This window comes from Leisingera sp. ANG-M1 (assembly GCF_000813745.1).
Classification (GTDB): domain Bacteria; phylum Pseudomonadota; class Alphaproteobacteria; order Rhodobacterales; family Rhodobacteraceae; genus Leisingera.
The window spans coordinates 1-19,118 of record NZ_JWLC01000029.1; the positions used below are offsets into that span (position 1 = coordinate 1).

General features: G+C 63.0%; 19 protein-coding genes and 1 pseudogene. 6 read left to right on the forward strand and 14 right to left on the reverse strand.

Going from position 1 to position 19,118, the window contains the following annotated elements:
- Positions 1–91: 91 nt before the first annotated feature.
- From RA19_RS22795 to RA19_RS22805, 3 genes are all read left to right on the forward strand, one after another.
- Positions 92–904 (forward strand): sulfite exporter TauE/SafE family protein, encoded by an 813-nt coding sequence (locus RA19_RS22795; RefSeq protein WP_039167321.1) that lies wholly within the window; start codon positions 92–94, stop codon positions 902–904.
- 122 nt (positions 905–1,026) lie between these two features.
- Positions 1,027–2,418: a 2-oxoadipate dioxygenase/decarboxylase HglS gene (gene hglS / locus RA19_RS22800; RefSeq protein WP_039167322.1), complete on the forward strand. Its 1,392-nt coding sequence runs from the start codon at positions 1,027–1,029 to the stop codon at positions 2,416–2,418.
- A 5-nt stretch (positions 2,419–2,423) separates the two neighbouring features.
- Complete coding sequence (locus RA19_RS22805; RefSeq protein WP_039167323.1) at positions 2,424–3,845, forward strand: FAD-binding oxidoreductase; 1,422 nt, start codon at positions 2,424–2,426, stop codon at positions 3,843–3,845.
- A gap of 345 nt (positions 3,846–4,190) precedes the next feature.
- Here RA19_RS22805 and RA19_RS25945 read toward each other — a convergent pair whose 3' ends face one another.
- Positions 4,191–4,466: a hypothetical protein gene (locus tag RA19_RS25945; RefSeq protein ID WP_052261996.1), complete on the reverse strand. Its 276-nt coding sequence runs from the start codon at positions 4,464–4,466 to the stop codon at positions 4,191–4,193.
- Between the two features lie 3 nt (positions 4,467–4,469).
- Here RA19_RS25945 and RA19_RS27525 point away from each other — a divergent pair, with 3 nt between their 5' ends.
- Positions 4,470–5,171: a hypothetical protein gene (locus RA19_RS27525; protein ID WP_241479127.1), complete on the forward strand. Its 702-nt coding sequence runs from the start codon at positions 4,470–4,472 to the stop codon at positions 5,169–5,171.
- A 26-nt stretch (positions 5,172–5,197) separates the two neighbouring features.
- Here RA19_RS27525 and RA19_RS22820 read toward each other — a convergent pair.
- The 5 genes and pseudogenes from RA19_RS22820 to RA19_RS22840 all read right to left on the reverse strand — a co-directional run.
- A pseudogene (locus RA19_RS22820) lies at positions 5,198–5,548 on the reverse strand (trimethylamine methyltransferase family protein); the annotation flags it as partial.
- A 115-nt stretch (positions 5,549–5,663) separates the two neighbouring features.
- Positions 5,664–6,161, reverse strand: a complete 498-nt coding sequence (locus RA19_RS22825) for a sarcosine oxidase subunit gamma (RefSeq protein ID WP_039167326.1) — start codon at positions 6,159–6,161, stop codon at positions 5,664–5,666.
- Position 6,162: 1 nt separating this feature from the next.
- On the reverse strand, positions 6,163–9,102 hold the full coding sequence (locus RA19_RS22830; RefSeq protein ID WP_039167327.1) for a sarcosine oxidase subunit alpha family protein: 2,940 nt from the start codon (positions 9,100–9,102) through the stop codon (positions 6,163–6,165).
- Positions 9,092–9,346: a sarcosine oxidase subunit delta gene (locus RA19_RS22835; RefSeq protein ID WP_039167329.1), complete on the reverse strand. Its 255-nt coding sequence runs from the start codon at positions 9,344–9,346 to the stop codon at positions 9,092–9,094. The genes RA19_RS22830 and RA19_RS22835 overlap by 11 nt, the downstream gene beginning before the upstream one ends.
- Positions 9,347–9,362: 16 nt before the next feature.
- Complete coding sequence (locus RA19_RS22840; protein WP_039167331.1) at positions 9,363–10,613, reverse strand: FAD-dependent oxidoreductase; 1,251 nt, start codon at positions 10,611–10,613, stop codon at positions 9,363–9,365.
- 208 nt (positions 10,614–10,821) lie between these two features.
- On the opposite strand from RA19_RS22840, the gene RA19_RS22845 reads away from it, so the two are divergent.
- Positions 10,822–11,400 carry a helix-turn-helix domain-containing protein gene (locus RA19_RS22845; RefSeq protein WP_039167332.1) on the forward strand — a complete coding sequence of 193 codons (579 nt, stop codon included), beginning with the start codon at positions 10,822–10,824 and terminating at the stop codon, positions 11,398–11,400.
- A 75-nt stretch (positions 11,401–11,475) separates the two neighbouring features.
- Here RA19_RS22845 and RA19_RS22850 read toward each other — a convergent pair whose 3' ends face one another.
- The 5 genes from RA19_RS22850 to RA19_RS22870 form a co-directional block, all read right to left on the reverse strand.
- Entirely contained in the window at positions 11,476–12,138 is a 663-nt protein-coding gene (locus RA19_RS22850) for a hypothetical protein (RefSeq protein WP_152615847.1), read from the reverse strand.
- A gap of 240 nt (positions 12,139–12,378) precedes the next feature.
- Positions 12,379–13,134, reverse strand: coding sequence for an amino acid ABC transporter ATP-binding protein (locus tag RA19_RS26715; protein WP_039167336.1), 756 nt, complete (start codon positions 13,132–13,134; stop codon positions 12,379–12,381).
- 9 nt (positions 13,135–13,143) lie between these two features.
- Positions 13,144–14,049, reverse strand: a complete 906-nt coding sequence (locus RA19_RS26720) for an amino acid ABC transporter permease (protein ID WP_039167338.1) — start codon at positions 14,047–14,049, stop codon at positions 13,144–13,146.
- 70 nt (positions 14,050–14,119) lie between these two features.
- Positions 14,120–14,956, reverse strand: coding sequence for a transporter substrate-binding domain-containing protein (locus tag RA19_RS22865; protein ID WP_052261998.1), 837 nt, complete (start codon positions 14,954–14,956; stop codon positions 14,120–14,122).
- A 43-nt stretch (positions 14,957–14,999) separates the two neighbouring features.
- The gene (locus tag RA19_RS22870) at positions 15,000–15,851 is read right to left on the reverse strand and encodes an amino acid ABC transporter permease (protein WP_082020657.1); all 852 of its coding nucleotides are present in this window, start codon (positions 15,849–15,851) and stop codon (positions 15,000–15,002) included.
- A gap of 152 nt (positions 15,852–16,003) precedes the next feature.
- Here RA19_RS22870 and RA19_RS22875 point away from each other — a divergent pair, with 152 nt between their 5' ends.
- Positions 16,004–16,891, forward strand: a complete 888-nt coding sequence (locus tag RA19_RS22875) for a LysR substrate-binding domain-containing protein (protein ID WP_039167339.1) — start codon at positions 16,004–16,006, stop codon at positions 16,889–16,891.
- On the opposite strand, the gene RA19_RS22880 is transcribed toward RA19_RS22875, so the two are convergent.
- Genes RA19_RS22880 through RA19_RS22890 form a run of 3 tightly spaced genes read right to left on the reverse strand, consistent with a single transcriptional unit; the run spans position 16,881 to position 19,089 of the window.
- A complete protein-coding gene (locus tag RA19_RS22880) occupies positions 16,881–17,450 on the reverse strand; it encodes a thiamine pyrophosphate-dependent enzyme (protein ID WP_039167340.1) in 570 nt (189 codons plus the stop codon). The genes RA19_RS22875 and RA19_RS22880 overlap by 11 nt on opposite strands.
- Positions 17,447–17,995, reverse strand: a complete 549-nt coding sequence (locus RA19_RS22885; protein ID WP_039167343.1) for a decarboxylase — start codon at positions 17,993–17,995, stop codon at positions 17,447–17,449. The genes RA19_RS22880 and RA19_RS22885 overlap by 4 nt, the downstream gene beginning before the upstream one ends.
- A complete protein-coding gene (locus RA19_RS22890; RefSeq protein WP_039167345.1) occupies positions 17,995–19,089 on the reverse strand; it encodes a pyridoxal phosphate-dependent aminotransferase in 1,095 nt (364 codons plus the stop codon). The genes RA19_RS22885 and RA19_RS22890 overlap by 1 nt, the downstream gene beginning before the upstream one ends.
- Between the last annotated feature and the right edge of the window lie 29 nt (positions 19,090–19,118).

The following is a 19,118-nucleotide window of genomic DNA, read 5'->3' on the forward strand; positions in this document are numbered from 1 at the left end:
ACACCGCCCCCGCTGCCTCCCCCCGGATGCGCTGGGGCGGTCTTTTCTTGCAGGCCGCGTTAGGCCTGCCTCCAACTGCAAAGACTATGAAATGACTGAACTCTTCGTGCTTTTCCTGTTCCTGGCCGGCGTCGGCGCTCTGGCAGGCGTCATTGCCGGCCTGCTGGGCGTTGGCGGCGGCATCGTGCTGGTGCCTGCCTTCTTCTTCCTGTTCGAACACCTTGGCTATGGCGGCAGCCAGCTGATGCAAGTCTGCCTCGGCACCTCGCTTGCCACCATCATCGTCACCTCGGCCAGATCGCTGCAAAGCCACAGCAGGAAAGGCGCGGTTGACTGGGAGATGCTGCGCAAATGGGCGCCGGGAATTGCCGCCGGGGCGGTTCTGGGCGTGCTGGCCGCTTCGCAGCTGCGCTCAGCCTATCTGCAGGCCATCTTCGGCGGCCTAGGCGTTATCGTTGCGCTTTACATGGGGCTTGGCAGAGCCAGCTGGCGCCTGCGTGCTGAGATGCCCGCGGGCCTGGGCCGAGCCGTGCTTTCGCCGGTTCTGGGCAGCCTGTCGGTGCTGATGGGGATCGGCGGCGGCAGCCTCGGCGTGCCGCTGATGAACCTGTGCAGCGTCGCCATCCACCGGGCCATCGCAACCGCCGCCGGCTTCGGCCTGGCAATCGCTCTGCCCTCGGCCCCGGGTTTTCTGCTGCTACCGGTTGACGAGGCCAGCCGCCCGCCGTTCACAATCGGTGCGGTCAACCTCCCGGCCTTTGCCATCGTGATCTGCGCGACACTGCTGACCACCCCCTTCGGCGCATCACTGGCGCACCGGATGGACCCCAAGCCGCTGCGCCGGGTGTTCGCCGCATTCCTGCTGCTGGTTGCCCTCAACATGCTCCGCAAAGCGCTGTTTTGACCCGGGGTCTGCGTCACTCATGCCAAAACTGACTGGGTCCAGTCGGGAAACCGCAATTTTCCCCTTGGCTTCCTGCAAGTAGCTCTGCATCAAACAGAATCTTGTGCCTCCAGGAGATACTAATGCCCTTCGTGCACCCCGACACAATCCGCCACCAGTTCTCGCTCGCCATGTCCGCAATGTTTCGCGAGGAAGTGCCGGCCTATGGCGTGCTGATGGATATGGTAGAAGAGATCAACACCGCCGCGCTTGCCGCCGACCCCGGCCTGAAAGCCGCATTGGACAGCACCGATGGCGCCAGCCGGATTACCGAGGAACGCCACGGCGCCATCCGCCTGGGCACCGCCGAAGAGCTGTTCAACATGCGGCGGCTGTTTGCCGTCATGGGCATGCAGCCGGTCAGCTACTACGATCTGTCGGTGGCAGGAATCCCGGTGCATTCCACCAGCTTCCGCCCCGTCGGGCGCGAAGCGCTGGCGGTGAACCCGTTCCGGGTTTTCACCTCCCTTCTGCGGCTGGACCTGATCAAGGACGACGCCTTGCGCGCCGATGCCCGGGAAATCCTGGCCACCCGCGAAATCTATACCGATCGCGCGCTGGAGCTGATTGCTCAGGCCGAAACAGACGGCGGCTTGAACGAGGCTGATGCGGCTGAATTTGTCAAAGAAGCGCTGGAGACCTTCCGCTGGCACTCCAAGGCGCGGCTGGATCAGGAGCTGTTCACCCGGCTGCTGCAGGCGCACCGGCTGATTGCCGACGTGGTCTCCTTCCAAGGCCCCCACATCAACCACCTGACACCGCGCACCCTGGACATCGATGCCGTGCAGACCGCCATGCCCAAACACGGCATCGACCCCAAGGCAGTTGTCGAAGGCCCGCCGTCGCGGAAATGCCCGATCCTGCTGCGCCAGACCTCCTTCAAGGCGCTGAGCGAGCCGGTACTGTTCCAAGGCAAGGATGGCGACTGGAGCGAAGGCCACCACACCGCCCGCTTTGGCGAAATCGAACAGCGCGGCGCGGCGCTGACCCCCAAGGGGCGCGCCTTGTACGACAGCCTGCTGGCCCAGGTCCGCAGCCGGATCGCCCCGGCAGGCGACGGCAGCAACAGCGCCGAATACATGGATGTTCTGGCTGGGGTCTTTGCCGCTTTCCCCGACAGCTGGGAAGAGATGCGTGCGCAAGGGCTGGCCTATTTCCAGTATTACATCACCGAAGCAGGCAAATCCGCAGCCAGCCTGCCCGCGGCGCAGGATCTGGCCACCCTGATTGCCGAGGGGCTCGTAGCCTATGTGCCCGTGGTCTACGAAGACTTCCTGCCGGTCTCAGCTGCGGGTATTTTCCAGTCGAACCTGGGCGATGACCGCGGTGAAGAATTCAGCCAGAACCCCAATCAGGACCTGTTCGAACAGGCCTTGGGCGCCACTGTGCTGAACGAGTTTGACCACTACGCAGAAATCGAAGCGGCCTCGCAGCAGGCGGTTCTTGCCAGCTTCCAAGCGGCGGCGGCGGCCTGAGTTCCATGATCCCCGCAAAAGATATCGACGCGTTGCGCGCCCTGGCCCGGTCGGAGAAATCCGTGCTCGGGCCGGACAGCGATCTCAGCAGCTATGAAACCGGCGCCCGCCATGACAAGGGCAAGGCGGCGCTGGTGCTGCGGCCGGCCTCCACCGAAGAAGCCTCGGACTTTCTGGCAGCCTGCGGCGCCCGCGGCCTCGCCGTCATTCCGCAATCCGGCAATACCGGGGTTGTCTCCGGCTCAACCCCCGACGGCAGCGGCACTCAGGTGGTGTTCAGCTTGGAGCGGATGAAACCGGTGTTTGAGCTGAACCTGCGCAACCGCTCGGTACGGGTCGGCGCCGGTATGCGCCTGTCGGAGCTGAATGCCCGGCTGGAGGAACACGGGCTTTTCTTCCCCATCGACCTCAGCGCCGACCCAATGATCGGCGGCATGATTGCCACCAACACCGGCGGCGGCCGCTTCCTGCGCTACGGCGACGTGCGCAGCAATACCTTAGGCCTGACAGTGGTTCTGGCCGACGGTGACGGCACCGTTCTCGACCTGGCGCAGGGGCTGCGCAAGAACAACACCGGGGTGGACTGGAAACAGGTCTTTATCGGCACGGTCGGCAGCTTCGGCATCGTGACCGAGGCGGTTCTGAACCTGGAACTCTTGCCGCAGCAAACCGCCGCTGCATTGCTGGTGCCCGCGTCGGATGATGCGGTCTTTGACGTTCTGCATGCGCTGGAGCGTGCCCTCGGCAGCCAGCTGTCCGCATTCGAAGGCATGTCAGGCAATGCCATCCGCCATGCGCTGGCCCACGCGCCGGGCCTGCGCAACCCCTTTGCAAACGGCGCCGTGCCGGAGACCGCCATTCTGGTCGAAGCCACCCGCACCTGGGCCCCGCGCGATGGTGAACTGGCCATCGAGGAACTTCTGGAAACCTGCCTGGCGGACATCTGGGAGGGCCCGCGCGCACCGCTTTCCGATGCTTTGACAGGCCGCCCCGAGGAAATCTGGGCGCTGCGGCACGCGCTGTCCGAAGGGGTGAAGCACGCAGGCCATCTGTTTGCTTTCGACCTCGCCTTCGAGCGCGGCACGCTGATGGACTTCCTGGCCTATATGCGCACTGCTCTGCCCGCAGAATTTCCGGACCTGGAGATCTGCGACTTCGGCCACTACGGCGATGGCGGGGTGCATTTCAACCTGTCGCATCCCGGCGGCCCGCCTGCAGATCTGACCGCCTATGAAGCCCGCCTGCGGGACTGGGTCATCGCGGTCGCGTTGGAGAAATTCAACGGCAGCTTCAGCGCTGAACACGGCGTCGGCCGCAAGAACCAGGCCTACTACAGCCGCTACACCCCGGACGCGGTCAAGCGGCTTGCCGGGGCGCTCAAAGCCGCAACCTCGCCCGCCCAAATAGGCGCCGCAGAGTTTCACTGACCAGCTAAAGGTACCTGAATTGCGCGCGCAGCACGCTCTGGCGCAGCTGAAGCTCACAGTTTGGACGGTGGCGATAGCTTCAAATTCCGCTGTACTGTTTGGCCTCGGACTATTCGCTGGCGTGTCGCTTGGCGGCCGGAGTACGGAAATTGACTTCTGCGCGGATTCCACATCCGGGTGCTACGTCTTTGAAGAAATGTTAGGCGCGATTTTTGTGATGAGTACTGGTGAAGGCGCATAGTCTTCGGGTAGCGCCTTTAAATTGGAACGGACCGAAATAGTTGTGGCGGTCACGACGTCGAAGCGCTCCCATTCATCAAACGTGCTGAAGATGGCACGTCGATTTCATCCGCTTCCACGGCTGCAAGCCAGCACCGCCTTGTCGTCGGTCGCCATAGTCTCAAGAGCACAAGGCTCGATGCTGATCGGGTATTCGGACGCGTAACCGGGATCATGGTAGGCATTGGTGATTGCTACCGGGTAATCAGCCATGGCAGGGGTCCGCGTGACATCCGGGTCAGGCGGGCTTGCCTGCACGGTATGGTTTTCGGCCACCTGGAAAGCGCCATCGAGCGCCTTGCCGGCGGTTGCCTCAATCATCGCGGCAAAACGCCCCTCCATAGTATGGTTCTCACCCTTCTTGCCGCACTAGCCGCCGATATTGCGGGCCAAATCCTCAGCCATTCATTCCCCCCTGTTAATCCACGCCACCCGCTTGAACCCAAACAGCACAACTGTCTTGGCGTCATCGGAGGTTTATTAGCCTCCCAGAAGCTTGCCCTCAAAAGTGGCATCGTTATTGAACTGCACCAGGTGTTCCAGCCAGCCGCGCGAGACATTGGCGACCTGGGCAAAGCCATTGAAACGCGGATCCTTAGGGCCAGTCACGTCCATCTGCACCCAGCCGGTACAGCCTTGGCAAGCATTGACGGCGGCCTGCGCCGGTGCGGGCAGGCCTGGCATTGCATAGGTAGTTGCGGCCGAAGCGCCAAATGCGCTGGCAGCGGCAAGGAATTCGCGGGGAACAACAAAGGCATTCTGCTCTTCCAACCAGACCGGAGCCAGCACCGGGTGCTGATAACCCGCAGCGATCTTTCCGGCATGTCGCGGGCGCACGCGGACCATCCATTGCTCGAAGACTTTGCAGTCCAGGATGTCAGGCAAAATGAGCGCATCCTAAAAAGGCGTCAGCATGAAAGCGTCGCCCGGTTAGTGGCCGCCGGGCCCGATGCGGTGCACAGCCTCCAGCGCTTCATCCAGGCAATTGAAACCAACGCCGGCAGCAACAGTCGGAAGTTCGCGTTGGCATCGAACTCTATCAAATAGGAGGTGGCGGTTTCGCTGCCCGATTGCGTGTCGAAAACATTGGACAACGCTAGCGAGGCGGCAGGGCGCCGGGGGACGTTGTGCTTGCGCGCCAGCTTCCCGGCCAGGGCTTAGGCCTGGCTGGCATCCGGCATGCCTAACCCCAGTGCGCCGATTTTCATCGGCACCGGGACGGAAAACTGGCTGCAAATGGTTTTGGTGCCAGGTTTGATCAGCTGGGCATAGGCGAAGCCGGCAATCGCCTCGGCTTTCAGCTGTGGCACTGTCGCCAGCACGAAGGGCGAGCACAGCACCGCCTCGGCAAAGGCGCGCAGGTCATCAAGGGTCGCGAACCGACGCGCGCCGTCCAGACCGCGGATATTGCGGGCGCCCTGCATCGGCGAGAAAGAGACCCTGCACGTGGCAGCGGCTCTTCTACTTGCAAAAATGGGTGCGGCTCATCGGTGCCTCCAGTGCTGTCTCCACCGGTTCAGTCCCTGGTTCGGCCCTGTCTCAGGCCGTGGTGCGAGCCAGATAGTCCACCACCAGATTGCCAAAGCTCTGCTCGACGGCAAACTCAAACCCGCCGCCGCAGCACTGGACCAGCGCCTTGAGGCCGAAGATTTCCGTATAGGTTACAGCATCCTCGGCGAACTGCCGCGGATGCAGGTCCAGCGGCGAGGCCACCGCCATCACATCCGCCGCCTGCGGGCCGATGACCGTGAAGAAGGTCAGCGTATCCGACACAAGCACGATGCTGATGTCCGGTCGGCAATCCACCGGCTTCAGCGCCGCGGCCAGCGCCTCCTCCTGCTCGATTGGCGCCCGCAATATCCAGTGGTTGCGGCCAATGTAAAACAGGTCCAGCTCCCCTTTCACGGTGCGGCTGTTGGGGCGTTCCGGCTGCGCTGGCAAGGTGCCGCCCGCCCAGTCCCAAACATCCGCTGCCGCGCCTTTCAGGTCGAACAGGGCATGCAGCCCGTGGCGCTTTATCTGCACATCATAGCTCATCTCAGGACCTCAGCAGTTTGCCGTCCGGGTCGTGAAACACCGGAGCCGTCACAGTCACCGGGATCACCCCGTCCTTCAGCCGCACATTAGCGGTCTCGCCGTGGCGCGCATGGCCGTTGTCCAGCAGCGCCAGCCCGACCCAGCGGTTGTTGACCACGCTCCAGACGCAGGCGGTGGTAAGGCCCTCGGTCGCCTCTTTGCGCCCGCCCGGCGTCAGCGGCGCGCCTTCGGGGATCTGGCGGTTCGGGTCCTGCGGCAGGATGCCGACCAGCTCGCGCCGGGTGCCGCCCCGTGCGCGCCGCAAGGCGACCGAGCGTTTGCCCAGGCAGTCCGCCTTTTTCTTCGACATCACCCAGCCCATGCCCAGATCATAGGCATCCACGGTGCCGTCGACCTCATGGCCCAGCGACAGAAAGCCCTTCTCCACCCGCAGCACATGGTTTGCTTCGGAGCCCACCGGCTCGATGCCAAAGGGCCGACCGGCTTCCATTACCCTATCCCACAGCTCCCGCATATGGCGGGGGACAACGTTCACCTCGAATGACAGCTCTCCGGTGAAGCTCACCCGCACCACCCGGGCAGGCAGACCAGCCACCGTGCCTTCGCGGAACGACATGAATGGGAAGGCCCCGGGTGTGAGGTCAATATCCGTTCCCAGCGCATGCAGCACCTCGCGCGCCTTGGGGCCGCAGATGGTGGCGTTGTTCCACTGGCTGGTGACGGTGGTGATCATCACCTGCCAATCGGGAAACTCGGTCTGCAACAGCTTCTCCATATGCTGGTTCACCGCATCCGCATGGCCGGTTGAGGTCGACATCAGCCAGCGGTGCGGGTCCAGCCGGAAGGTGACGCCATCATCCAGGATCAGCCCGTCATCCGACAGCATCAGCCCATAGCGGCCTTCGCCCGGCTGCAGGCTCGACATCACATTGGTGTAGAGGAAGTCGAGGAACCGCCCCGCGTCGCGGCCCTTCAGCTCGAAGGTGCCCAGCGGCGAGCCGTCATAGACGCCCACCCTCTCGCGCACGGCGCGGCATTCGCGGTTGACGGTCTCCTGAAAGCTTTCGCCTGCGCGCGGGAAATACCCCGGCCGCCGCCAGCGCGCCCCGGCCTCGTACATAAAGGCGCCCTGGGCGAGGTTCCACTCGGTAATGGGCGTATGCCGGTAGGGGAACAGCACGCTCTCTTCGCGGATGCCGCCAATGGCGCCGAAAGAAACCGGCGTATAGGGCGAGCGGAAGGTGGTAGTGCCCACCTGCTGCAGCGGCACGCCTTGCTGCAAGGCCACGGTGCCGATGATGTTGATATTGCCGGTCTTGCCCTGGTCGATCCCCATGCCGCCGGTGGTATAGCGTTTGACATGCTCGATGTTGTCATAGCCCTCGCGCAAGGCCAGGTGCACGTCATCAACCGAGACATCGTTCTGGATATCCAGAAACGCCTTGCCCCTGGCGCCCGGAGCCTCCACCCGCCACAGCGGTTCAATGGCATAGTCCAGATCGCCGCTTGCCTGGACGCGGACCGGCACCGGGGCAAAGCCCGCCCGCTGCGCTGCCGCCTGCCCAGCCGCCGCGCCGCCGTCCAGCGCCTGCTGCAAGGTAAGGTCTCCGTCTGCGGCACCGGCGTTCAAAGTCTGCTGCGCCGGGCTATCCGGCCGGAAACTGGCAATCGCCTCGTCATATCTCAGGGTTCCGCGCGACTGCGAGAACAGATGCACCGCCGGGTTCCAGCCGCCGGACTGGGCCACCAGATCGCAAGCGATGCTTCTAGCCGCCCCGCCGGCCTTCGGCGCCACGGTGACCCCGCGCACCCGCTTGTGCCCCTTTGCCGAGGTCACAACATGGCCCTCCAGCACATCAATTCCCGGCACCTGCGCCAAAGCCTCGGGCGGCACCGCGGCGCGGCTGTCCACAATGGCGGCGACTTCCATGCCTGCGCCCTGCAGATCCGCCGCCGCGGCATAGGCGCTGTTGTTGTTAGTGAACACCACCGCGCGCGCGCCCGGCAGCACCGCATAGCGGTTCACATAGGCCTGCACTGACGAGGCCATCATCACCCCGGGCCGGTCGTTGTTGCCAAAGACCAGCGCCCGCTCGATGGCGCCGGTGGCACAGACCACCTGCCCCGCCCGCACCCGCCAGCTGCGCTCGATCACCGAGAGGTTTTCCGGCGCGCGCTCATTCACGATCATCAGGTTGTGCTCGCGGTAAGCCCAAACGGTGGCGTTCTGCAGATGGGTGACGTTGTCCATCCCCTGCAGCTCGGCCGCAACGGCGGCCACCCACTCCAGCGCAGGCGCGCCGTCAATACTGAGGTTGCGGTTGAGCAGGCTACCGCCCGGTTCCGTGCCCTCATCGGCCAGAAACACCCGCGCGCCCGTGCGGGCGGCAGTCAGCGCCGCCATCAGCCCCGCCGGGCCTGCGCCTGCGATCAGCACATCAGAATGGGCATGGCGCGCCTCGAAATGACCCGAGGCAGGCGGTTTAGCAGGGGCCGCGGCCAGACCGGCAGCCTTGCGGATCGAGGGTTCAAACAGGTGCCAGTTCGGCCACTTGAACGTTTTGTAGTAAAACCCCGCCGGAATGAAACGGGCGAACAGCTGGTTGATGCCGCCCAAATCGAATTCTGGCGACGGCCAGCAGTTGACCGACCGCGCGCTCAGCCCCTCGTGCAATCGCACCGTGGTCGCCGGGTTGTTGCCTGAGGCATCCACCCCCTCCAGCTCCACCAGCGTCGCAGGCTCCTCCGGCCCGTGGCCAACAATGCCGCGCGGCCGGTGGTACTTGAAGCTGCGCGCCGTCACCAGCACCCCGTTGGCAATCAGCGCCGAGGCCAGGGTGTCGCCTTCAAACCCCTCATACACCTTGCCGTTGAAGCGGAAGCGCAGCTTGCGGTTGCGGTTGATGCGCCCGCCGGACGCCAGTCGCCTGTTATGCGCCATCAGGGCCCTCCACGATGTCATGGGTGCGGGTGTCGCGCCAGATCGTCAGCCATTCGCCGCAGCCGCGCGCGTGCCACCATTTCTCCTGCACCGGCCCCAGCGGGTTCGGCACGATAGTCAGATATTCGACCCATTCGGCATCGCTGACCGCATTGGGATCGGGACGGTTCGCGCCAACCGGGCCGCCAAAGATGAACTCGCTTTCGTTGCGGCCACCGCAGAACGGGCAAGGAATTTTCAGCATGGTCCTGTCCTTTGCCTTAGCGGGCGGTGGTGGTGCCGGCTTCCATCACGAAATCCAGATGCCGGAACCGGTCGAGGGTGAAGGGCGCCATCAGCTTATGCGGCTGCCCGGTGGTGATCAGATGCGCCAGCGTCAGCCCGCCGGCAGGAATGGCCTTGTAGCCGCCCCACCATCCGGCGGTGACAAACAGCCCCTCCACATCCGTCTTCGACATGATCGGCGAGGCATCATGGGCAATGTCCAGATGCCCGCCCCACTGCCGCATCAGCTTGAGCTTCTTGAAGGAGGGGAACAGCGACAGCATCGCGGTCACCGTGTCCTCGAACACATGCTGCTTGATATCGCGGCGGAAGCTCTGTCCCATGTCGGGCGCGCCGCCAATCACCATCTCGCCCTTGTCGGACTGGCTGAAGTAAAAACCGCTGTCCGGGCAGTTGACGATCACATCCACCAGCGGCTTCACCGGCTCCGAGACAAAAGCGGTGAGGTTCATTGTCCGAAGCGGCAGCTTCAGCCCCGCAGTTTCGGTCAGCGTTGTGGTATGGCCCGAGACCGCCACCGCGACCTTCTTGGCGCGCACCACGCCGCGGCTGGTCTGAACCCCTTCAATGGCGCCATCGGCGCCGCGCAACAGCGACTCCACCGCCGTCTGCTGGTGAATCTCAACCCCCAGCTCATCTGCGCCGCGGGCATAGCCCCAGGCCACCGCATCATGCCGGTTCACGCCCGCATCCGTATGCACCATGCCGCCGATCACCGGCAGCCGCGCATTCGGCCCGCCGCCGGTCAGCGCCGGGATGCGGCGGCGCAGCTCGGCTTCGGAAATCTGCTCATAGGTCGAGCCATAGATGTCCATCGTCAGCTGCCGCCGCCGCAGCTCGCGCATCTTGGGATAGGTCTGCACCACATCCACCATGGTGCGCTTGGAGTGCATCATGTTGAAGTTCAGCTCTTTGGTCAGAGCTTCATACATGGCGACCGATTTCACATAAAACGGGATCGATTCATCGCGCATGTAGTTGGAGCGGATGGTGATGGTGTTGCGGGCGATATTGCCGCCCCCCAGCCAGCCGCGCTCCAGCACTGCCACGTTGGTGACGCCGTATTCCTTGGCCAGGTAATAGGCGGTGGCCAGCCCATGGCCGCCCGCTCCGATCACCACAACATCATAGGCTGGTTTCAGCGGCGGGCTCCGCCACGCCCGCTGCCAGTTCTTGTGGCCCGTCAATGCGTTCCGGGCGAGGGAGAAGATGTTATAATTTTGCATAGTGGTAACATTATTTACCTTAGATAATTGTCCGTCAAGAAATACTTTTACCATCAGTAAAATTGCTGATTGACGGCAACCCACTGAGATTCATCGATTTTCCCTACGCCGCCCGAACCGGTCTGCCAAAATCGCCATCTCCCCGCCTTGCAGCCCAGCCGCCGCGCGCCCTAAAACGGGTGAACCGGCAGACAGCAGAGGCAGCAAAATGGCAGGCGGATCTGAGATCGACGCAGAGGTGGGGCGCACCCTGAACCGGCTGCGGCAGGAACGCGCGCTCACGGTGACCCAGCTGGCGGCCCAGGCCCAGCTCTCCACCGCGATGATTTCGCGGATCGAAAACGGCCATGTCTCGCCCTCGCTCAACACGCTGCAGGCGCTGGCCGATGCGCTGTCGGTGTCGCTGATGGCGCTGTTTTCGCACAGCGAGAACGCCGCGGATGTGCATTACGTGAAGGCCGGCCAAGGCCTGCCCTCGCGGCGCCTGACGCCGGATCACGCCCATGACTACCTGCTTCTGGGCAAGCACAGCGGCCCCAGCAGCAGTTTCCAGTCCTCCCGCATCCGCATCCGGCGCGAGGACTCGGGCACCCTGCCCAGCTATCAGCACGAGGGTTATGTCTTCATCTACATGATCGAGGGCACCGCCGCCTACGGCTGCGGCGGCGAGATTTTCGAGATGTCGGCCGGCGACACCCTCAGCTTTGACGCCAAGCTGCCGCATGGGTTCAAGGAAATCCGCACCGAGGCGATCGAGTTCATCACCACCTCGACCAAGCCGGAATAACTGTTGCCAGCAACCGGACCCGGACGCCGGAAACTCCTACTCGTGTTCCGGGACCCCCAAAGTTCGATCCATTTCCTACCGCTTTATGCCTTGGATCAGGAATACGATACGATCATCAGTTTCATGAAAGATCCCGTCCATATCCGCCAGGAATTCTGAACTTAATGCGGGAGCCTCCTCGTCAATCAGGGACCTGACACGTTCAACCTCTCCAGCAACGGCATTCCGGAAGGACGCAAACCTGTCAATTTTGCACAGAGAGGTTCTTTCTGGTAGGGGCACCAAACCCGCGGCGCAATTCTCCACAGCGCCAAGCATTAAGGCGGCGGAATCTACTAGCACATAATACGCCCGCCCATAACGTCCGGAAACAATCTCAGCTCTGGACGCCTCCACCGATAAAGGAACAAGAAGGTCCAATCCCCACAGAAGCGAAAGTTCCACGCTGTGCATTCCATTGCCCTTCGGAGACCAAAGTGAGCTGTAGGAATTTGAACAGGCTTCCCTGACGGAGTCACTCGAAAACCGCGCTCCCTCAACGTCTTTAATGACTATTTTTACGCCTTCCTCTCTCCCTGCATCGGAATAGGGAAACACACGCTGCTTTTTCCGATAGGCGTCGGGGAAACACTTCCAGGCCGTTTCACTTACGGTTAGAGTCGATTGTTCGGAGCGCGCTTGTTCAACCAGCCCCAATCCAACAAAAACAGCTGCAATCAAAAAGAGTTTGACGCTCAAATGGCTCCCCCGCTCTATTATTGGCACGGCAATCTTAGGGTACTTGAACTCCACCCCGATTGCCCTTGAGCAGCCGCAGACATGGAATTCAAACACCGCCAGCAGCCGCTTCCAACACCCATATTGCGGCCTGTCCGGAGGATTGCAACCGCGCCGCGCACGCTCAAGCGAAAGCCCCGGCCAGGAGGGAGCCGGGGCCCGCCTGCGGGCAGGCAACACCGCCCGCCCGTCTCTGCTGCCTCAATGACCCAGCAGCTGGCTCAGGAACAATTGCGCCCGGTCGCTTTGCGGGTTGCTGAAGAAGTCCTCGGGGTGGGCGACCTCGATGATCTCGCCCTCGTCCATGAACACCACCCGGTCGGCGACCTTGCGCGCAAAGCCCATCTCGTGGGTGACCACCACCATGGTCATGCCGTCTTCGGCCAGCTCGATCATCACGTCCAGCACCCCGGCAATCATCTCCGGATCCAGCGCCGAGGTCGGCTCGTCAAACAGCATCACCTTGGGTTTCATGCACAATGCGCGGGCAATCGCCACCCGCTGCTGCTGGCCGCCCGACAGCTGCGGCGGGTATTTGGCTGCCTGCGCGGCGATCTGCACCCGCTCCAGGTAGTGCATCGCCAGATCAGTGGCCTCTTTCCTGGATACTCCCCGATTGCGCATCGGTCCCAGGATCAGGTTGTCCAGGATCGTCATATGCGGGAACAGGTTGAAGCTCTGGAACACCATGCCCACCTCGCGGCGGATCTGCTCGATGTTCTTCATGTCGGGCGTCACCTCGGTGCCGTCGACCAGGATCTTGCCCTTCTGATGCGCCTCCAGCTGGTTGATGCAGCGGATCATGGTCGACTTGCCCGAGCCGGAGGGGCCGCAGACAACCACCTTTTCGCCCTCCATCACCGACAGGTTGATGTCATGCAGGGCGCTGAATTCCCCGTACCATTTGCACATGCCGGTGATTTCGACCAGCGGGCGGGCGGCGGATGTGTCCAACATCGCTCTCTCCTATCGGCGGCTGCGGGCGGCCCGGCGTTCGAACCAGGCAAACAGCACCGCAAAACTGTAGCAAAGGATGAAATACATGGCGCCGACCAGGATCCAGGTTTCGAACACCTTGGTGGTGGTGGCGGCAACTTCGGTGGCCAAGAAGGTCAGTTCCTGGATCGAGATCAGCGACACGATGGCGCTGTCCTTGATCAGGGTGATGAACTGCCCCGCCAAGGGCGGCAGGATCTTGCGCAGCGCCTGCGGCAGGATCACGTCGCGCAGCACATTGGTGCGCGAAAGACCTATGGCGCGGGCGGCTTCCCACTGGCCCTTTTGAACCGACTGGATGCCCGCGCGCACGATCTCGGTCACATAGGCGCCCTCGAACATCGCCAGGCACAGCAGACCGGCCAGGAAGTTCGACAGCAAGCGCGGATCGCCAAACAGGAAGTGGAACACCGGATTGGCGACCAGCGCCCCGTCGGGATCGATGTCGTCCAGCCCCATCGCCGGGAAGATCTGGCTGGAGATGAAGAAGAAGAAAATGAAGATGAAGACAACCGGCGGAATGTTGCGGATCAGCTCGACATAACAGCGGCTGATGATCCGCAGGGTCAGGTTCTCGCAGGTCCGCCAGTAGCCCATCACGATGCCGATGACGGTGGCCAGCAGCGTCGCCCAGACCGCCAGGCGCAGGGTGGTGAACAGGCCGGTGAGCAGCAGGTTGCCGATCCAGCGGCCGGTGTCTTCGTCGAACCGGACCAGGAAGCCCAGAACCCGGCTCCAGTCCCAGTTGTAGACCAGCACGTCGTTCACACGGTAGCCGGCATAGACCACCAGCGCGGCAACCGAGCCGAACAATAGATAGTCCAGCGGCGTCAGGCGCTTGCGGGGCGGGGCGGGCGGCGGGGAATTCCGATCCATGGGGCTGTCCTAGGATGTCGTTCAAAGGGGGCGCCGGTGCGGCCGGCGCCCTCCCAATGGGATGCGCAGCTTATTGCGTCGCAACCATTTCTTTCCAGGCCGACTGGTCCTTGAACCAGTAGTCATGGGTCTCTTGCAGCCAGCCGTTCGAGGTGTTCACCAGGATCCAGTTGGAGAAGAAGTTGACCGCATCCGCGTCGCCCTTGCGCAGGGCAAAGGCCTCGTCGCCGCGGGTCAGGTTCTCGCCTTCATTGGCCACGAACACTTTGTCGGGATGCGCCTCGGACCAGAACCGCGGTTTCGGCGCCGAAGAGATCATTGCGTGCGCATTGCCGTTCACCACTTCCTGGAACGCCTGGGCGTCGTCGTCAAAGCGGCGCACCGATGCCTTGGGGAAACGCTTCTGGGCGATGTTGCAGGGCGTCGCACCGCGGCGGCAGGCGATGGTGACGCTGCTGTCGTTATAGTCGTCCAGCGAGGTGAAGCTGCCGGCCAGGTCGGTGTTGGCTGCCATCTGCTGGCCCGAGTGGGCATAAGGAATGGTGAAATTGACGGTCAGATTGCGCTGCGGCGTGATCGACATACCGCCAATGATCACATCGAACTTTTTGGCGATCAGCGCCGGGATGATGCCGCTCCAGGCGGTGGGCACAAATTCGACCTCGACACCCATGTCCTCGGCCACCTTCTTGGCCACGTCGATTTCAAAGCCGATCAGGTTGCCTTCCTTGTCGCGCATCGCCCAGGGCACAAAGGTTGCCATGCCGACCCGCAGCTTGCCGCGCTTCTGGATCTCGATCAGCACGCTGTCGGATTCCGCGGTCGCCGGCGCAGACGATCCGGCAAAGCTGGTCACGGCAATCGCCGCGGCAACGGCCAAGCCCTTGAGGGGTTTCAGAAACTTCATGTGTCTTTCCTCCAATGCTGGTTGGCACCCCTTTTGGCGGGGCTTATCGTTTGTCTTTGTTCAACGTGCGCTCAAACAGGCTGACCCCGATCGACAGCGTCACCGTCACCGCCAGGTAGATGCCCGCGACTAGGAACCAGACCTCAAACGCCATGAAGGTGTCGGCGATCAGGTTCAGGCCCGCGGTGGTGAGCTCGGACACCGCAATGACGCTGACAATGGCGGAATGCTTGATCAGCGAGATGATCAGCCCGGTCAGCGGCGGCAGGATCAGCGGCAGCGACTGCGGGATGATGATAAAGCGGTACTTGTCGGCAATGCTGAGCCCGATGGCGTCGGCGCCCTCGTACTGGCCCTTGTCGACCCCGATGATGCCGCCCCGGATGATCTCGGCGGCGAAGGAGCCCTCGAAGAACGCAAGACAAAGCACCCCGGCCCAGAACCGGTCGATGCCGAAAATCGGCGCCAGCACGAAATAGAACAGGAACAACTGCACCAAGAGCGGCGTGTTGCGGATCGCCTCCAGGTAAGTGGTGGCGATGATCCGGCCCGAGATCGAGTCCGACAGCCTGGCAAAGGCAGTGACAAAGCCGATCACAATGGCAATCACCCCGGCAATCGACGCCAGCTTCAGCGTCTGGATCAGCCCGCGCACCAGCGGCCCCCAGATCACCTCGCCGTCAATGACACGGTAGAAGAACGGCTCGACACGGTACCACTGCCAATTGTATTCCATGGCCTGGGCGCCGCGCCAGATCAGGAAGGCGATGATGGCAAAGACCAGCACTGCCTGACCGACCTGCCACAGGGTTCTGGAAAACCCCGCCAGGTCGAACCCCTGGTGCTCCCGCCGGCGCATAGCCCGCGGTGTCGGCGCCGAAACACGTCCCTGCATGTCGTCTCCCTGCTGTCCGCGCTTAAACATACCTCAGGAGTATCAATTTCAATATATAGCCCTGTCAACAGTTTTGGACATTATGCTTGCAAAAATGCTATAAATCAAAATAACCGTTGTGTAATCCGCAGGCATTGGTGAAATAGCACCCCATGAAAATCACGTTCAAACAGGTTGACGCTTTCCGGACCGTTGTTTCCACCGGCACCGTGACCGAAGCGGCAGCCATGCTTGGAATCTCCCAGCCTGCCGTCAGCCGCCTTATTTCCGACTTCGAAACCGAGGTCGGCTTCCCGTTGTTCCAGCGGTCGGGCCGGGTGCTGGTCCCGACTGAGGAGGCCCGGCTGCTGGTCGAGGAAGTGCGCCAGGCGGTCAGCGGCATGGAGCACATCAAGGAATCCGCCGCCGCCATCGGCAAATTCGGCCATGCGCGCCTCAGCCTGGTGGTCACCCCCGGTGTCTCGTCACAGCTGGCCCCCGATCTGATCGGCGAGTTTGCCGCAGCCCACCCCGACGCAATGGCCCGGATGGAGATCGCCCCCAGCGACGATGCGGTGGAATGGATGGTGTCGCAGAATTATGACTTCGGCATCACCACGACCGAGCCCGCGAACCCTTCGTTTGAGAGCATGGTGATCAAGGACAACGACGTCTATTGCGTGGTGCCGCCGTTTCACCCGCTGGCGCAGAAAACCATCGTGCACGCCCGCGACCTGGCCGGGGAGAACTTCATCTCCTACATGCCGTCGTCGCGGTTCCGCTTCGAGGTTGACCAGTTCTTCGAGGCCAAGCAGATCGAGCGGCGGATGCAGTATGAAACCCGCACCACCGACGTGATCTGCCGCCTGGTGGCGCGCGGGCTGGGGGTCTCGGTGGTCGGCTCCAGCGCCGAGTATCTGCGCACCATTTCCGACTGCGTCGCCCTGCCCTTCGCGGCACCGCTCAGCTTCCGCGCGGTGCTGTTCTGGTCCAAGAACAAGCCGATGTCGGCGGTGGGCGAAACCTTCCTGGACATCGCCCGCGCCGGGATCAGCCGTTAAGCGCCTGCCGGAAACTGGCCCGCGCTTCGGCGCTGTGAATATAGGCGTAATCACGGGGATATGGCTCCCCTGCGACAATCTCCAGCGCGGTGAACTGCGGCCCGGGTGCTGCCAGGATCCCGGGCAAAGCGGCCTCAAACGCATCCAGCTCCGCAATGCTGCGGAACCCGGCGTAACCCGCCGCCTGCGCCATGGCGGCAAAATCCACCGTATCCGCGCCGGGCAGCGGATGGGAACCGTTCACCTCATAGACCCGATTGGCCGACAGGAAGTGATACAGGTTGGTGACGCCTGCACTGGCGATGGTCACCAAAGAGCCGAGGTTCATCAGCAAGCTGCCATCGCCGTCCAGCACAATCACCCGCCGGTCCGGGTTGGCCAGCGCCAGCCCCAACCCGTGCGAGGACGCCTGCCCCATCGCCCCCACCGCCACATAGTTCAGATCCCGCGGGTACAGCGCCAGCCAGTCAAAGCAGCTTTGATAGACTGCCACCACGATATCCTCCTCCCGCACATGCGGGATCAGGGCTTTCAATGCATCGTCACGGCGTAGGGTCATGCTGCCTCCGGGGAACGGCCAATCAGAAAGATATGCGGGCGCGAGGCGGCATAGGCGGCCTCGATCATCTGCGGGATATGGACCTCGTCGCCGGGCGCCTCAATCAGCGAATGCGTGAGCTCCATCGCGTCCAGCACCGGCCGGATGATCCGCACGCCATAGGCACTGGACTGGTCCGGATGCAGATGCGGCTCCTTGCCCTGCAGCCCCACCATCATCACCACTGGCAGCTCATAATCCACCCCGATGGCGCGGATCACATTCAGCGAGTCCATCAGCCCGGTCTGCTGCATCATCAGCACCGCCCGGGTGCCGTTATAGGACATCGCGCCGCAAATGCTGACGCCTTCGTCCTCCTTGCAGATCCGGGTCAGCCGGAAATCAGGATCGCGCGACACCGGCCACAGCAGCCCGTCGCTGGTCACGATATCGGGCAGCGCCACAATCTCGCGCGCGCCGGCCGCCTTGATCCCGGCAATGATCTTAGCGCCCGAAGGATGCGCCACCTTGGGCATGTCCGCCGCCGCCACCGCTCCCGCCACCATCAGCCCTCTCCCTCCAGAAACGCCGCAATCGCATCGCGCGCGGCCTTGATTTCATGGGCATGGCCGATGGTGATGCGGACACAATCCTTGTAAGCGGGCGAGGCGAAGCGGCGCAGCGCAATCCCCTTCTGCCGCAAGGTCTTGTCGCAGGCCTCGGCAGAGCGCGCCGGGTCCGGGAAATGCACCAGAATGAAATTGGCCTGGCTCGGAATCACCGAAAGGCCCAGCCCCTGCAGCTCCGCCGTCAGCCAGTTGCGCCCCTTGCGGTTGGCCTCATAGACAAACCGTGTGTGCGCCCGATCCTCCATCGCCGCCACCGCAGCGGCCGCCGACGGATTGGCCACCGGAAACGTCAGCGAGATCCGCCGCACCGTGTCAATCACATCATCCGGCCCGTAAAGCCACCCGACCCGCGCACCGGCCAGCCCGAAGATCTTCGAGAACGTGCGGCACATGACAACATTGCCCGCCTCCTCGACCAGCTTGTGCGCGGGCTCGTAATCCGCGGCATCGGCGTATTCCTCATAAGCCGCATCAATCACCAACAGCGCGTTCTCCGGCATCGCGGCATGCAGCCGCCGCACCTCCACGCCGCTCAGATAGGTGCCCGCCGGGTTCTCCGGATTGGCCAAGTAGACAATCCGCGTGCGCTCAGTGAGCGCCGCGACCATCCCCTCCACCGAGGGTTTGAAATTGTCATCCGGCACCGAAATCACCGCGGCATCATTGGCATATGCATAGTTCGGCACCTTGAGATAGCCGTTGGCGCTGCGGATCAGTTCGGTGCCAGGCCCCAGATAGGCCCGCGCCAGCCGCGCCAGCAGATCGTCCGAGCCCTGCCCGGTGGTGATCCGCGCCGCATCCAGCCCGAAACACCCGGCAATGGCAGGCGCCAGAACAGAGTCGGGGTTTTCCAGGTAGCGCTCGAACCCGCTTACCGCCGCCCGCGCCGCCTCCCGCGCCAGCGGGCTTGGCCCGAACACGCTTTCGTTCGAGTTCAGCAGCACAGCCGCAGGCGGCACCGCCGCGGCCGGGCCGCCGATCATATGAGGTTTGATGTGCTCAATTCCCGCTTTGGCGCGTGCGACTGCCATGGGTCCCTCCGGTCTGACGTTTTCAAATA